This window comes from Streptomyces sp. NPDC048420 (genome assembly GCF_040651535.1).
GTDB lineage: Bacteria > Actinomycetota > Actinomycetes > Streptomycetales > Streptomycetaceae > Streptomyces.
The window spans coordinates 16,971-31,276 of the sequence record NZ_JBEZKG010000041.1 but is presented as its reverse complement, the minus strand read 5'-3'; the positions used below and the strand labels follow the sequence as shown (position 1 = coordinate 31,276).

The following is a 14,306-nucleotide window of genomic DNA, read 5'->3' as shown; positions in this document are numbered from 1 at the left end:
CCCTGTCCGTCAGGGCCACGTCATGGGCGGCCCTCTCTTGCCCCAGCATGTCAGTGCTCCTGCCCAGGCGCGCGGCGCACCGCCCCGACGAGGAGTGGCAGCGTGTGCGCGTCGGCCCGATCAGGCCGCAGGCAGATCCTCCGCGGGGAGTCGGCCCGCGCGTACCGCGTCGACCAGGGCCTGGTGGTCACGCTCGTTCTGGTCGGCGTATGCCTCCGCGAAGATGGTGAGTGCCCGGTCGAACGAGTCGCCGCTCCCCAGGTACGCGGCGATCGCGATGCGGTCGCCGGACCGCGCGTGCGCACGGGCCAGCGTGACCCCGCACAGTTCGCCGAACACCCGCATGTCCTTCGGCCGCATCCTCTCCGGCATGGCGATGCCCTTCCAGTCGCGCAACTGGCGGACGTAGAAATCGCGCTGTTTGCCGTCGATCCCGTCCACCCGTTCCCAGCCGAGGAAGATGTCACTCGTGGCCTGCATCAGCCGCTGGCCCGAGACCACCCGCTCGCCCTGGTTGCGGTAGCGGCTGGTGCCGACGTGTGCGGCGAGTACGGAGGTGTCGGCTTCCTTGGCCTGGAGGAAGAGCGGATCCTGGCTGTCCCGGCCGAGCAGGAGGAAGATCCAGCATCGCGTGCCGACACTGCCGACGCCGACCACCTTGCGGGCGACGTCGACCAGCACATAATCCGCCAGGAGCGTGCGCCGCTCGGAAGTCAGAGTGCTGCCGTACCGCTCGATCAGGCCGCGGAACTGGCGCTCGAGGGCACCGCGTTCGATGTCCGGCAGCAGGTCGCCGGCCGGGATGAGCAGCGGGGGGTCGGCCGCGATCCGGGGCCGGCCGTCGACCGTCTCTGTGAGCTTGTCGAAGGCCTCCAGGCTGTCGCGGGTACGGGCCTTCGCCAGGGCACGGGCCAGGTTCTTCTGACCACGCTTGTGGAGCTTGCCCGCGGCCAGGGACTCGAGGAGGTCCGCGCCGATCTTCGCGTACCAGACGTCGAGGTTGCCCGTCTTCGCGAAGCGGATCATCGCCTCGCGGTACGAACGAACCGTGGCGCTCACGATGCGGGCGCGCTCGGCGTCGTCGAAGCCGTTCGCCCGGCCCGCGATGACGAGACTCGCCGACAGCCGCTTGACGTCCCACTCCCAGGGACCCGGCAGCGTCTCGTCGAAGTCGTTGATGTCGAACACCAACTGCCGTTCCGGCGAGGCGAGCAGACGGAAGTTCAGCAGGTGCGCGTCCCCGCACAGTTGGGCCGTGAGCCCCGAGCGGGGGCTGCCGGCCAGGTCGGACGCCATGATCGCGGCGGCGCCCCGGTAGAACCGGAAGGGCGACTCCGTCATCCGGCTGTAGCGGATCGGGACGAGTTCGGGCACCCTCGACGCGGACTGCGCCTCCAGAATCGACAGCGGATCCGGCCGGTCAGGAGACGGCTTGTACACGGCGTGGGCAGACCGCGGTGAGCGGCGGCGCGCCGCCTTGCCGAGCGCGGCACGCTCCTCGGGCTTGGTGTGAGGCGCAGCGCGCATCGCCGTGGTCGCGGTCTCGGACATCGGAGACCCTCCTGCCTGGCATGGCCTTTGACGGACCTGGCCGCGCGAACCGTCCAAGCCGGGTGGGCGCCCGCTCTCAGCCCTGGGACCCGATCTCGGTGTCGGCGACGGCGATGGCGATGCCGAGTGCCGTGGCGATGTTGCCCGCTGCCGTCATGACACGGGCGGTGCCCACGATGGGGGCGATGGCGACCAGGACGTCCTGCAACTGCTCGGCGGTCAGACCGGTCTTGAGGGCGGGGTCGATATGTGCCACATAGGAGATGGGCGGGGCGTCCGAGGCGGCGAGTGCCGCGATGCGCGTGAGGATGAGCATGTCCGGGGGCAGCCCGCACCGTTCGATCGAGTCGACCGTCATAGCGGCGAGGGTGTCCAGGACAGGGGTTTCGGGTGTAGTGGACATGTCGCATGTCCTCCTGGTGAGTTTCCGGCCCGCGGGAGGTACGAGGAGGAAGGAACCGAGTTCCGCGAGCTCGGGGGTTCTCCTCAACCGTAGAACCCGTTTGGCGGTCAGGCACCTTCGGCCGGTCGTGAGGATGTCCGATCCCGCGCATGCCTTCAAAATGGGCGCTATCTACCCTTTTTGCCGGATCGGAGAAGTCTATGAAGGACCTCAAGTTCGAGCAGAAGCGCTCGCTCTCCCGCCGTGAGGCGGCTGACCAGCTCACGGCACTCGCAGCCGCGTTGCGGGAGGGCGGGGAAGCCGAACTGGAACTCGGCCCGGGAACGCTGAGCCTGCGGATTCCCGACGACCTTCGCAGTGAGGTGGAGGTCGAGATCGGTGACGGCGAGATCGAGCTGGAGATCGAGTTCAAGTGGCCGACCGCAACGACCCCGGCAGCGCCGTCGCGGTCGGTGACGGGCACGGAGAAGGCCCCGGGGCGCAAGAGCGCGGCCGCAAAGCCCGCTCGGAACGGCACGGCCACCGGCAGGACCAAGGGCGCGAAGCGGTCCGCCGCCAAGACGCGCTGAGTCGTGCGGACTCGCGCCGACCACCACGCCCTGGTCGGCGCGGCCGACCTCGCCGGGGTCGGAGCCGCCGCTCCGGGGGCGACCGCGTCTCGTCCGTATGGCTCACCTGGGTGGGCTGTCTGCCGGCGAAGCGGTGGAAATGGAAGCAGGTAATCCCCCAGGAGCCCTGGAGCATCCATGACCAGCCCGCACGAGCCGTCCCCCGGCTGCCAAGATCCCCGAGGTCGACCAGCAGATGGTCCTCCTCCAGTCGGACCAGTTGGAGAAGATCCGCGAGGGCGCTCACTTGTTGGACGTCATCGGGACCTGGCTTCCCGTGCTCGTGGTGGTGATCGGCGCGGCCGGGGTGCTGCTGGCGCACCGGCGCCGCCGCGCCCTGGCGCGTACGGCTCTCGGCGCGGCCTTCGCCTGCCTGGTCGTGGCCGTCGTCCTGGTCGTCGCCCGCCGCTACTACCTGGACCACCTCCCGCCCCAGGTCCAGTCGGACGCCGCCGCGGCAGCCGTCTTCGACACCCTGCTGCGCTTCCTCAGGCTCAGCTTGCGCACGGCGATCGTGCTCGGTGTGGTCATCGCGCTCGGCGCCTACCTGATCGGCCCCGGACGGCTGCCGCGCGCGATCCGAGGCACGTCCGAGCGAGCTGCCGGCTCCGCAGCGCAGTGGGCCTACGCTCACCAGGTCCGCACCGGCCGGGTGGGGACCTGGACCCGGGCCCACCGCCGGTGGATCGCCTTGGCCGCCCTGCTCGTCGTGGCCCTGCTCTTCGCGCTCTGGAACCATCCGACGGCCCTGACCATCCTGCTGCTGGTCATCGTCCTGCTTGCCGTACTCGCACTGCTCGCCCTCCTCGCCGCCACCGGCCGCGCCACCGCTGACGCCGAGCGGGCGGCACAGCGGCCGGAGGGCGATGGGCTCTAGGCCGGTGGGCGCTGTGTGCTCCGTTCGTAGGGGCGGCGCTCCTCGTACGTCGGGCGTTCCTCGGACAGGTCGAACAGGTTGCCGCGGTCGACCACGCACAGGGCCCAGATGATGAAGCCCGAGAGCGCGATCATCACGACCGACCACACCGGGTAGTACGGCAGGGAGAGGAAGTTGGCGATGATGACGAGTCCGGCGATGGCCACACCGGTGACGCGCGCCCAGGTCGAGGTCATGAGCAGTCCGACGCTGACGAGCACGGCGACCGCGCCCAGCGCGAGGTGGATCCAGCCCCAGCTGGTCAGGTCGAACTCGAACACGTACTGGCGCGTCGTGACGAAGATGTCGTCCTCGGCGATGGCCATGATGCCCCGGAAGATGTCGAGCACGCCGACGAGGAAGAGCATCACGGCCGCGAAGGAGGTCAGGCCTGTCGCCCATTCCTGCCTCACCTTGTGTTCCGGACGAGTGTGTGTGGCGGTCATCTTGCGCCTCGATTCGTGGTGTGTGGATGCTCAGCGACCGGGGGTGCGGGCGGTGGACTTCGCCTCCTCGTCCGTGTTGTCGCCGCGGGAGCGGATGCCGGACAGCCGGGCGAGCTCGTCGACGCTGCTGGGCCGGCCCATGCCGTCCGCGGCTTCCCTGACGCGGGCGATCACGTAGCCGGACACGCCCCCAGCATGGGGTAGGTGTACGCCAGGTACGCCTGTGCGCTCATGTCTCTTCTCCGTTCCGGCGCTCGCCCGACCGCCCTTGTGTGCTGTCTTCAGCGTGGGCACGGCCGGGGCCGGGCGCCTCACCCGACGCGGGTGAACCCGCGGGCCGGCGGCTGTCCGGTACCGGTCGGGGGAGGCGACGTACCGGCCGATGGCCGGGGAACACGGCGATCCACCAGGACAGGAACACGAAGACGGGTCCTGGCGAACACGAACAGGACCGGGTGCTGCGCGCCGAGTGCGCCGCTTCGGGAACCATCCTCCGCAACCGCACGGCCGGTGTCCCGTCACTCCGGCAGTTGGCGCATCTCCAGGACCCGCAGTCCCAGTGACTGGCAGCGTGCCAGCAGTCCGTAGAGGTGTGCTTCGTCCACGACGGGGCCGAACAGGATGGTCTGGCCGGACATCGCCACGTGGCCCAGCTCCGGAAAGGCTTTGGCCAGCGTTTCCGAGAGGTGTCCCTCGATGCGGATCTCGTAGCGCACGAACTGTCCTTCCGTGGACCGCTTCGGACAGGCGGACGGCGCCCTTCCCTGCGATCGTCCGCCTCCGCGCTCCTTTGGACCTCACCCGGTGCAGGTGACCCGCTGACCGGTGTTGATCAGTGGGCCGAGCAGAGGTTGACTCCGGGGGTGGGCGGTCGTGACCCTGAGCCGCGGCGTGGCATCGGCGCGGCGTGCCGCGGCCGGGGGCCGGCCCACCCGCCTGGCCACGGCGCCTCTGCCCGGGTCGATGGTGACGGGGTGTTCACGTGGGTTTCCCGGCCTGATGTGTGCTGAATCCGTCCCGTGGGCGGGACAGCCGCTGACACCGACCGTCATCAGCGCACGCCCGTCAGGCTCGTCAGCGTGACGGGCGACCTCCGTCCGTGGCCGACTGCCTACGCGCGCGGTTGCCATGACGCCAACGGATCGGCGTAACCCGGCGCCGACAGACCTCCTGGAGACCGCGCAGTGCTTACGGGTGCCGACGCCGGGCCTCGCACGCCGCCCCGTCCGGCAGCGCGCCCCCGCGTACCGGCACGGTCCCGGCCGGGGCCCTGCGTGCGGCCCGTCACACGACGGCGTGGAGCAGCAGGATGGCGCCCAGCGACGTCAGGGACAGCAGCGTGTGGGAGACGGTCCAGGTGCGGAGCGTTCCGCCCACGGAGAGCCCGAAGTACTCCTTGAACATCCAGAACGAGGCGTCGTTGACATGCCCGAGGAAGGCCGCGCCGGAGCCGAGCGCCAGGGCGAGCAGGGCCGCGTGCGGGGAGTCCAGGCCCTGAGCCATCGGGCCGATGATGCCGGCCGCCGCCACCGTGGCCACCGTGCCGGAGCCGGTCGCCGTGCGCATGAGGGCGGCCACCAGCCAGGCCAGCAGGATCAGCGGAATGTGCAGATGCTGGGCGGCCTGGCCGATCGCGGCGTTGATGCCGGAGTCCTGCAGCGCCATGGAGTAGCCGCCGCCGGCCCCGACGATCACCAGAACGCCGGCGATGGGCGGGAAGGACCGGGACAGCGCCTCCTGCACCTCACGGCGTGAGTGGCCGACGGCCCAGCCGAAGGTGAACAGCGCCACCAGAACCGCTGCGAGCAGGGAGATCACCGGGGTGCCGAGGAACTCGATGGTGGTCAGGAGGACGCCGTGTGCCCAGTTGAAGGTGTCGCAGCCGGCCTTGAGCATCATCAGCACGATCGGCAGCAGGATGGTCCCGATCGTCACGGAGAACCGCGGCATCCGCCGCCCGTCCTGCGGCTCGCCCTCCCCGCGGACGATGTCGACCGACGGTTTGTCGACCGGCGGCTGGGGAGGGTCGGTCACGGTGACGCTCGCCGAGGCTGCCGACGCGGGTACGGGTACGCGGGCACCGGCCCGCGTGTGCGACCGGGCGTGATCGATCGCGGCGGTGACCGCGGCGCTCGGCGGGGCCACGGTGGTGAACGCCGCCAGCGCCGATTCGGGGACGCGGGCCGGGACCCGCGGCCAGATGTACGCGGTGAACAGCGGTCCGACGACGATGGCGCAGGGGATCGCGACGATCAGGCCGTAGACCAGGGTGAGGCCGATGTCGGCGTGCACCGCGTTGACCGCCACCAGCACCCCGGGGTGCGGCGGTACCAGTGCGTGCACCGTGGCCAGGCCCGCCATGGCGGGGATGCCGACCCGCAGCACCGGGTAGTCCGCGCGCTTGGCGATCTGCAGGACCAACGGCACCAGCATGACGAAGCCGACCTCGAAGAACATCGGCAGGCCGACGATGCAGGCGATCGCGGTGACGGCCCACGGCAGCCGTTCCGGCCCGGCGACGCGGCTGAGCGTCGACACGATCTGGTCGATGCCGCCGGAATCCGCCATCAGACGGCCGAGTACGGCACCCAGGACGATGAGGATGCCGACCTTTCCCATGATGTTGCCAAGGCCGGTGGTGAAGGAATCCGCCGCCTTTCCGACGCCCGCCCCCGACAGTATCGAGACGGTGAGGGCGCCCACCATCAGAGCCAGGAAGGCGTGCAGCTTCGCCCAGCTGATGAGGAGGACGACCACCGCGATGGAGATGCCCACCAGAGCCAGTAGCCAGGTGTCGTGACCGGACCAGGTCATGGCCACGGGGGCCGCTTTCGCGGACTGTGATGCCAACGCTGCCATCATGCGCATTCAGCTTCCTAATTTCCGGGAGCTCCCGTATCGGAATATCCGGGGTTCCGTCATCGCCGGAGGTTTCCAGTTCCCGAAGCTCACGTTGTTCACGTGTTCTTCGGCTGGTGCTTGCCGGGCACCGTATGCGCAGGCAGCGCCGCATCACCAGAGGCGTAACGGTTGCGTTAATTGATGGAGCCGGAAATTTTTCCGTGCATTCTGTTCGTTTTGTGCGCGCGGCTGAACCGGCCATTCGCCCGGATACCCTGACGTCATGTTCCGCGGCCCCCGTATCGCCACCCAGGCTCTGCTCGCCCAGGTTTTGGCGCTCGTCGTCGTCCTCGGTGCCGGATTCACGCTGACCGTGACCCTGCTGCGGAACTCCTCCGAGGAGCAGTACGAGCAGCGGGCGCTCGCAGTGGCTCGCACCGTTGCCGAAAATCCGGTCGTGGTCCGGCGGATCGGCGCCGGCTCGGATCCAGGTGGCGAGGTGGAACACCTCGCGGAGGCGGTACGGCGGCGCACGGGCATGCTCTTCGTGGTCGTGACGGACCGGCGCGGAATCCGCTGGTCGCACCCGGACCCCGCCGAGGTCGGCGAGGAGGTCAGTACGCCGCCCACCGCGTTGGACGGCCGCGAGTCGGTGTCCGTCCAGCGCGGCACGCTCGGGGTCTCCGCCCGCGCCAAGGTCCCGCTGCGCTCCGCGGACGGCAAGGTGATCGGCGAGGTCAGCACGGGTGCCCGGGTCACGACGGCATTGGAGGCCGCCGTGCCGCTGGTCCGTGAGCAGGGTGCGTTCTCGGCCGGTGCCCTGCTCGTCGGCATCGGCGCGGCGGCCGTGCTGACCCGCCGCCTCAAGCGGCAGACCCTCGGCCTGGAACCGGCCGAACTCGCCGACCTGCTGCGCGAACAGCAGGCCGTGCTGCACGGCGTAGGGGACGGCGTCCTCGCCGTGGACCCCGCGAACCGGATCACGGTGTGCAACGAGGAGGCGGCCCGGTTGCTCGACGGCCCGGTACCGCCGGGCACCCCGCTCGGTGACGCCGGCCTGCCCCGGCCGGTGCACCGCGCCCTGGCGGAACGGCAGGAACTGTGGCAGAGCGTGGCGGTGGTGGGCCGACGGCTGCTCGTGGTGAGCGCGCAGGCGGTCCGCCGCGGCGAGCAGGACCTCGGCCACGTCGTCACGCTGCGGGACCGTACCGAGGTGGACGAGCTGGAGCGCGAGCGAGCCGCGCTGCGCGCTCTCTCGGACGCCCTGCGCGCCCAGTCGCACGAGTACACCAACCGGCTGCACACGCTCTCCGGCATGCTCGCCACCGGCGGCGTCGCGGAGGCACAGGACTACCTCCGCGAACTGGCCGCCGCCCCGCTGGCCACCGAAGGCCGGGACGGAGCCCGTATCGGCGACCCCTACCTGCGCGGACTGCTGGCCGCCAAGACGGCGACCGCCTCCGAACACGGCGTGGAGCTGCGCCTTGACGAGGACTCCCATCTGCCAGGCAGGCTCACCGAGCCGCTGGACGTGGTCAGCGTGGTCGGCAACCTGCTGGACAACGCGGTCCAGGCGGCCCGGAGCGGACGACGGCGTCCCGCCTGGGCGGAGCTGAGCGTGCTGGCCGAGGGGGATACGCTGCATCTGGCCGTGGCCGACAGTGGGGACGGGGTCCGGGCCGAGGACGCCGAGCGGCTGTTCCGCCGGGGATTCACCACGCGGCGTCCCGAGGAGCGGTCGGGCCACGGTATCGGTCTCTCGCTCGCCCGCCAGCTCGCGACCAAGCACGGTGGCGAGCTACGCCTGGGCCAGCCCGGCGGTGACGGGCACGGCGCCGTCTTCCTGGCACGGTTCCCCGGCGTCCTGGAGCGGTGCGCTCCGGCCTTCTCGGAGGCTGAACGGGCTGGAACACACGGAGGTGAACAGTGATCCGGGTCTTGGTCGTGGACGACGACTACCGCGTCGCCGAACTGCACGCCCGCTACGTGAACGCCGTCGACGGCTTCACGGTGGCGGGCACCGCCCACTCCGCGGCGAGGGCGGTGGAGCTGAGCCGTACCATGCGGCCCGACCTGATCCTGCTCGACCTGTATCTGCCTGACCGCGCGGGCACCGAGGTGCTGCCCTTCCTGGTCGGCGACGTGCTGATGGTGACGGCTGCCGCGGAGGCCGCGCAGGTACGGGTGGCGCTGGGTCGCGGTGCCGTCGGCTATCTGATCAAGCCGTTCGACGAGCGCGAGCTCAGAAACCGCCTGACCGCGTACGCCCGCTTCCGCGCCCAGCTGGCCACCGGCAGCGCCCTCGCCCAGGACCAGGTGGACCGCGCGCTGCGCGCCCTGCACGGCACGGGCCGTTCCGGCCGCGCCCGCCGACCGCGCCTCACCCCCACCGGAAAGCTCGTGGCGGAGACCGTCGCCTCCCTCGACGGCCCGATCACCGCCAGCGCCCTCGCCGAACGCCTGGGCATCTCCCGGCCCACGGCCCAGCGTTACCTGGCCGACCTGGCCGCGGACGGCACGATCCGCATCGAACTGCGTTACGGCGCCGCCGGCCGCCCGGAGCACCTCTATTCGTGGAACGGCAAGGACCCGGAGCCGAATCCGAGCTGATTCCCGGGCTACGGCCCCGCCGTCAGCGCTGGGGTCTGCGAGTCCGCGCCATGCGGCATCCCTGAGCCTGTGCCCCCCGGCAGGATTCGAACCTGCGACACCTGCTTCAGGAGTTCGATCGCTGCTAGGCGCTGCCGGGGAGCCGTCTGGCCGCGTTGGCCGTGCCTGATCGCTCAGGAGCGCTGGCGCTCGGCGTCGTTGATGTCACTCGTGGATGTCAGAACAGGGACACCGCGTGCGTTCGCTCGCGGGCACGATGGTCGCGTGGTTGACCTGGAGCGCATCAAAGCAGAGAGCGTGGCGTACTTCCGAGCGCTCGATGAGAACGCCATCCTGCGACACCATTTCCGCCACGCCGACGAGGAGGGTGGTCTGTGGTACATCGAGGCCGTACCCGACCGCGGCGATTTGGTCGTCATCAAGCAAGCCGAGCTGACCTCCGCCGGCCAACTCCACCGGTATGGCTGGGAGCACTTGGAGGACGAGCACGGCGGCCTGACAGACCAAGCGATCGACCCTGAAGAGGACCCGCTGGAGACCATCCAGGCCGAGGAGTTCCAGCGGGTGTGGACTCGGTGAGCGGACTGGGTATCGCCCTGGCGAACCCCGGTTCCCCGTGAGTCCCTGTGCGTTCTGGCGCGGGAGGGGCACGGTCGAGGTATCAGATGGTGTCAGCGAAGAGGGCTGCTCTTGACAAATCCAACACAGCGTACTGGGACTTGTCCGGTCGGTCATGAGGGGCGCGGGAGACCTATGGACGGGCGGCGCGGCGGGTGCCATGATCACGCTAGCGTCCGGCGTGGGCCTGGCGCGCAGGAGAGGGATCATGAAGCTCTACCTCGCCATACCTCTTGTTCTGCTGGCGTTGCTCGTCGCCGTCTCCGGCGTGGCGGCGATTGCCCGTGGCTGGGTGCTCCCCATGAACCGGCGCCACGTCCGCGGCCCTCACGTCTATGGCTGGGGCCAGCTGGTGGTGGCCTTCGCGCTGTGCTGGCAGGCGGCCTTCGGGCTGGTGATCAGCGACTCGGATACGCGGCTCTGGGGCACCCTGACCGGCAGCGTGATTCTGGTGGTCGGCATCATCGTAATGGCGGTGGGCCAGCTCGCGGGCGGTAATCGAGAGAGCAACGGCACGCCCTAGCCGCCCACTTTCTCAACAGCAACCCTCCCCAGCTCCCACCCCCGCGCACGCCCCAACGGCCCCGCGGTCGGGAATGGCGCCCCCTCCACCCGGTGCCGGCCGATCCCCCGGAGGCATTGCACCTGGCCGTGGGCCGCGCTCTGCGGTGATCGACTCATGGTCTCCAGCCAATATCCACATATGGGCGCGCGTCGGCGCAGAGCGCGCCGAAGGCAGGCGCGGGGCTTAACTCAGTCGGTCTGCTGGAGCTTGTCCTGTCTCGGTTGATGCTTGACGCAGTGGTTTCGAGCCGCCCCGGGCCTCGTCGCGTGAGCTGAGCCCTGGACTTCCTCGCCGCCTCCCGGAAGGACCCGTTGTACGCGGCGTTCGTTCTCGCCATCGCCATCGCCATCGCCATCGCCATCGCCATCGCCATCGGACCGCGGCACGGTGAACTCGTTGGGTTGCGCTGGACCGACGCGGACCTGGACAAGCGCGTCCCGTGCATCGCTCCGCTGCGTCGGCACCGGATGCAGCAGGTGGCTGCCAAGCAGCGTGCGGGGGAGTCGTGGGATGACGGTGGCTACGTCTTCGTCACCCGCAACGGCTGTCCGATCGAGCCGCGCAACGTGTACCGCTCTTTCACGCGGGTCGCCGAGTCCGCCGGCCTCCGCCTGATCCGGCACGATCTCGGCACGGGCGCGCCACGCTGCTCACCGCTGCCGGGGTGGCTCCCCGCGTCGTGATGGAGATCCTCGGCCACAGTCGGATCAGCATCACCATCGACGTGTACACGCACGTCGTGCAGGACACCCAGCAGGAGGCCATCAGTCACATGGATCGGTTGCTCAAGAGGCGCCCGGATCGTGAGTGATCGCCCTCGTTGATGTCAAGGTTGCGACACCCGCTTCAGGAGTGCGATCGAATCCTTGCCGGGTGGTGCCTGGCGCTGCCGAGCGGTGCTGTTTCCCCCGGTCAGAACCGCGCGGCGAGCCGCTTGATCCGGCTCATGCGGGCCCTGTATCGGGCTGTCCGCTCACGCATCGCTCACGCGCTGCCGACTGCTGAGCAGCGCGTGGTCAGACCTGCCCGAGGTCGATCTCCACCGGGAAGGGCGCCACTACCTTGAGGACGCCGGTGAACACGTCGCCGTCCCGGTAGGTCTTCGTCGCGGGGTCGAGAACGTAGGTGTACACGAGGGGGACGCCTGTCGCGGCCTGCTCGATCCGCCAGTAGAAGCCGATGCCTGCCTTGGCGTACTGGTCGGCCTTCACGATCCGGTCAGTGGTCTCCGAGCCCGGCGACACCACCTCCGCGACCAGCAGCACGTGCTCAGGGCGGGTGGGGGTGATGTCGATCGTGTCTGCGCGGTACACGACGACGTCCGGGCGGCGATTGGTGAGCGGGACGTCCTGAAGCCGGACGTCGAAGCCAGTGTCGGCGTTCCACTCCGGGCCCGCGGCGGCATCCAGGGCGTTCGCCAGAATCCGCGCCAGCCGGTTGGGCCGCTTGGACGCACTCGGACTTACGACGACCATCCCGTCCACGATCTCAATGCCGGCGCACTGCTCCTCGGACCAGGACTCGTACTCCTCCGCCGTGATCTGCTCGTGCATCCACGCCGGGGCCACCATCTCGGCCGTCATGAAGCACCTCCCGGACACTGGGCTGCGGGCCCGATCCCGCTGGACTCAGCGTACTGTCCGCCATCCGTCCGGCATGCTCGTCCCGCTCACGCCCCTCCCCGTCCGTCGGCATCGGCGCAGCGGTCGAGGCTGCTGCATGGGCGCTCATCGATCTGGTATGCACCCCTGGCGCGCGCCCGGCGCATCGATTGGACCCTCCGCACACTCTGAAGCGCCAAAGCTTGGCGATCAGGCCGCTCACGCAAGCGGCCCCGGATGAGGAGTCCGAGGCCGAATGGATCGCCGACCTGGAAAAAACCCAGGTCGGCGCCGTAATGCATTGTGCCCCCGGCAGGATTCGAACCTGCGACACCCGCTTTAGGAGAGCGGTGCTCTATCCCCTGAGCTACGAAGGCGAGCCGACGTCAGACAGGGTAGCCGATCGAGGCGTCGGTGTTCTTCCCGGTTGGGAGCTGGGGCAGGTGATCGTCCAGGTGCAGGCGAGGGGTTGTGGTGACGGTGCCGTCGGGGTTGCGGGGCCACTTCTGGCTGGTGGCGGTGTCGGCCCCGTCGGCGTCGAGGCACGTGTCGCCGTGGACGACCAGCCCTCCGCGCGAGGTGTGCGTGGCGTGAAGGTCTGGGTGCCGCCGCCCGCGCAGTCCCATCACCCCATCACCCCGTCACCGGGCCGACCGCAATCCGGTGGCCGTACTCACATCGTCGCCCGCAGATGGCTGACCGTGACGAAGTGGTAGCCCTGGGCCGAGAGGGTGCGCAGGATCTGTGGCACGGCGGCGACCGACGTGGGGTGGATGTCGTGCAGGAGGACGACGTCGTTGCGCTTCACCTTGGAGATGACCGACTGGGCGACCTTCGTGGCGTCGGGGTACTTCCAGTCCTCGGTGTCCAGGGTCCACATCACCGCGGAGAGCCGGGTGGCCCCGCGGACGGTGCTGTTGACGGCGCCGTAGGGCGGGCGGAACAGGGTGGGCGCCTGGCCGGTGGCCGCCTTGATCGCGGCGCTCGTGCGGTTCAGCTGGTAGGCGACCTCCTGGGCGGTGAGCTTGGTGAGGTCGGGGTGGCTCCAGGAGTGGTTGCCGACCTCGTTGCCCGCGCGGGCCTCGGCGCGCACCAGCTCGGGGTGCGCGACGACGTTCTGGCCGACCGTGAAGAAGGTGGCCCGGGCGTCGTACCGGGCGAGATAGGTGAGGAGGGTCGCGGTGTACGTGGCCGACGGGCCGTCGTCGAAGGTCAGGGCGACGCACTTGACCTTCGCGCAGTCGGTGTCGTCGTCGCCGGAGGCGGTGTGGGTGGGCACCACGGGCGTGGGCGTGGCCGTCGCGCCGAGGTCGAGCGAGCCGGACGGGTTGACGCTCTGCTCCTGGACGCGCTTGCCGAACGCGGACAGCCAGGGCGTGACCGTGGCCTTGGACAGGGTCACGACGTAGGACCCGGCGGCCCCGGCACCGACCTCGCCGGGGTCGAAGGTCACCCGCAGTCCGCCGTTCGCGGTGAAGACCATGTCGTCGAGCTCGCCGGTCGACCGGTCGTCGAACGCCTGGGCCAGCGTGTCCGGGTCGGTGCCTTCGCGGCCCTCGAGCCCGCTCTTCAACGCGGCGATGAGGGCGTCCCGGGAGCCGCTGTCGACGAGGTCCAGCGCGGTGCGGGACACGCCCTCCCCGCCGTCGTACCAGTAGGTGCGCCGGCCCAGTCCGCTGCCCGCCCCGGCGCCGCCGAGGGTGGTGAGACGGACGCCGAGGACGTCCCCTGAGGCGACCAGGAACTGGTGGCTGATGTTGAGCTCGCCGCCGCCGTCGCCGCCGTCGATCGCGGAGCCGTCGTCGCACGACTCGCGGAAGGTCGACAGACGCGCCTGGACGTCCTTCTTCATCGCGGCCGTCATCGCGGTCGCGCCGGGCACGTCCGGGTAGCTGGTCGCCCAGGCGCACGAGGTGGACTCGCTGTTGTCGCTGACGATCCGCAGACCCTTGATCTTCGCGGGGTCGACCGTCCGGGCCGGGGCGGTGGTGGCGGACGCTCCGGGCCGCGCGGTGTCGGTCCCGCTCGCCGTTGCGGAGGATCCGGACGAGCAGGCCGTCGCCAGGGCGAGCGAGCCGAGGAGCAGGAGGGAGGGGAGAAGACGATGAGTGCGCATGGGTCCGCAACCTGGGGTCGAAGGGGTTTTC

At 70.1% G+C, this 14,306-nt stretch carries 15 protein-coding genes, 1 tRNA gene and 1 pseudogene; 7 read left to right on the top strand and 10 right to left on the bottom strand.

Annotated elements, in window-relative coordinates; all coding sequences use genetic code 11:
• Positions 1–120 precede the first annotated feature (120 nt).
• Both AB0D34_RS43315 and AB0D34_RS43310 read right to left on the bottom strand, forming a co-directional pair.
• Positions 121–1,551: a DUF2252 domain-containing protein gene (locus tag AB0D34_RS43315; RefSeq protein WP_362672730.1), complete on the bottom strand. Its 1,431-nt coding sequence runs from the start codon at positions 1,549–1,551 to the stop codon at positions 121–123.
• A 76-nt stretch (positions 1,552–1,627) separates the two neighbouring features.
• Positions 1,628–1,954, bottom strand: coding sequence for a carboxymuconolactone decarboxylase family protein (locus tag AB0D34_RS43310; RefSeq protein ID WP_362672727.1), 327 nt, complete (start codon positions 1,952–1,954; stop codon positions 1,628–1,630).
• Positions 1,955–2,154: 200 nt separating this feature from the next.
• Between AB0D34_RS43310 and AB0D34_RS43305 the strand changes: the two genes are divergently transcribed.
• Both AB0D34_RS43305 and AB0D34_RS43300 read left to right on the top strand, forming a co-directional pair.
• Positions 2,155–2,523, top strand: coding sequence for an amphi-Trp domain-containing protein (locus AB0D34_RS43305; RefSeq protein ID WP_362672724.1), 369 nt, complete (start codon positions 2,155–2,157; stop codon positions 2,521–2,523).
• A 235-nt stretch (positions 2,524–2,758) separates the two neighbouring features.
• Positions 2,759–3,439, top strand: a complete 681-nt coding sequence (locus AB0D34_RS43300; RefSeq protein WP_362672721.1) for a hypothetical protein — start codon at positions 2,759–2,761, stop codon at positions 3,437–3,439.
• On the opposite strand, the gene AB0D34_RS43295 is transcribed toward AB0D34_RS43300, so the two are convergent.
• From AB0D34_RS43295 to AB0D34_RS43280, 4 genes are all read right to left on the bottom strand, one after another.
• Positions 3,436–3,924, bottom strand: coding sequence for a hypothetical protein (locus AB0D34_RS43295; protein ID WP_362672719.1), 489 nt, complete (start codon positions 3,922–3,924; stop codon positions 3,436–3,438). The genes AB0D34_RS43300 and AB0D34_RS43295 overlap by 4 nt on opposite strands.
• Positions 3,925–3,954: 30 nt before the next feature.
• A complete protein-coding gene (locus tag AB0D34_RS43290; RefSeq protein WP_362672716.1) occupies positions 3,955–4,110 on the bottom strand; it encodes a hypothetical protein in 156 nt (51 codons plus the stop codon).
• Between the two features lie 332 nt (positions 4,111–4,442).
• Positions 4,443–4,640 carry a hypothetical protein gene (locus tag AB0D34_RS43285; protein ID WP_362672713.1) on the bottom strand — a complete coding sequence of 66 codons (198 nt, stop codon included), beginning with the start codon at positions 4,638–4,640 and terminating at the stop codon, positions 4,443–4,445.
• Positions 4,641–5,208: 568 nt separating this feature from the next.
• Positions 5,209–6,774 (bottom strand): SLC13 family permease, encoded by a 1,566-nt coding sequence (locus AB0D34_RS43280; RefSeq protein ID WP_362672710.1) that lies wholly within the window; start codon positions 6,772–6,774, stop codon positions 5,209–5,211.
• 274 nt (positions 6,775–7,048) lie between these two features.
• Between AB0D34_RS43280 and AB0D34_RS43275 the strand changes: the two genes are divergently transcribed.
• From AB0D34_RS43275 to AB0D34_RS43255, 5 genes and pseudogenes are all read left to right on the top strand, one after another.
• The gene (locus tag AB0D34_RS43275; protein ID WP_362672707.1) at positions 7,049–8,695 is read left to right on the top strand and encodes a sensor histidine kinase; all 1,647 of its coding nucleotides are present in this window, start codon (positions 7,049–7,051) and stop codon (positions 8,693–8,695) included.
• Positions 8,692–9,375, top strand: coding sequence for a response regulator (locus tag AB0D34_RS43270; protein ID WP_362672704.1), 684 nt, complete (start codon positions 8,692–8,694; stop codon positions 9,373–9,375). The genes AB0D34_RS43275 and AB0D34_RS43270 overlap by 4 nt, the downstream gene beginning before the upstream one ends.
• A 264-nt stretch (positions 9,376–9,639) precedes the next feature.
• Positions 9,640–9,954, top strand: coding sequence for a hypothetical protein (locus tag AB0D34_RS43265; protein WP_362672701.1), 315 nt, complete (start codon positions 9,640–9,642; stop codon positions 9,952–9,954).
• 247 nt (positions 9,955–10,201) lie between these two features.
• Entirely contained in the window at positions 10,202–10,516 is a 315-nt protein-coding gene (locus AB0D34_RS43260; protein ID WP_362672698.1) for a hypothetical protein, read from the top strand.
• Between the two features lie 320 nt (positions 10,517–10,836).
• A pseudogene (locus AB0D34_RS43255) lies at positions 10,837–11,369 on the top strand (tyrosine-type recombinase/integrase); the annotation flags it as partial.
• 205 nt (positions 11,370–11,574) lie between these two features.
• On the opposite strand, the gene AB0D34_RS43250 reads toward AB0D34_RS43255, so the two are convergent.
• From AB0D34_RS43250 to AB0D34_RS43235, 4 genes are all read right to left on the bottom strand, one after another.
• Entirely contained in the window at positions 11,575–12,141 is a 567-nt protein-coding gene (locus AB0D34_RS43250; RefSeq protein WP_362672695.1) for a Uma2 family endonuclease, read from the bottom strand.
• Positions 12,142–12,463: 322 nt separating this feature from the next.
• Positions 12,464–12,536: transfer RNA gene (locus AB0D34_RS43245), tRNA-Arg, on the bottom strand.
• A gap of 9 nt (positions 12,537–12,545) precedes the next feature.
• Positions 12,546–12,785: a hypothetical protein gene (locus AB0D34_RS43240; RefSeq protein ID WP_362672692.1), complete on the bottom strand. Its 240-nt coding sequence runs from the start codon at positions 12,783–12,785 to the stop codon at positions 12,546–12,548.
• Positions 12,786–12,832: 47 nt separating this feature from the next.
• Complete coding sequence (locus tag AB0D34_RS43235) at positions 12,833–14,275, bottom strand: polysaccharide deacetylase family protein (RefSeq protein ID WP_362672689.1); 1,443 nt, start codon at positions 14,273–14,275, stop codon at positions 12,833–12,835.
• Positions 14,276–14,306: the final 31 nt, after the last annotated feature.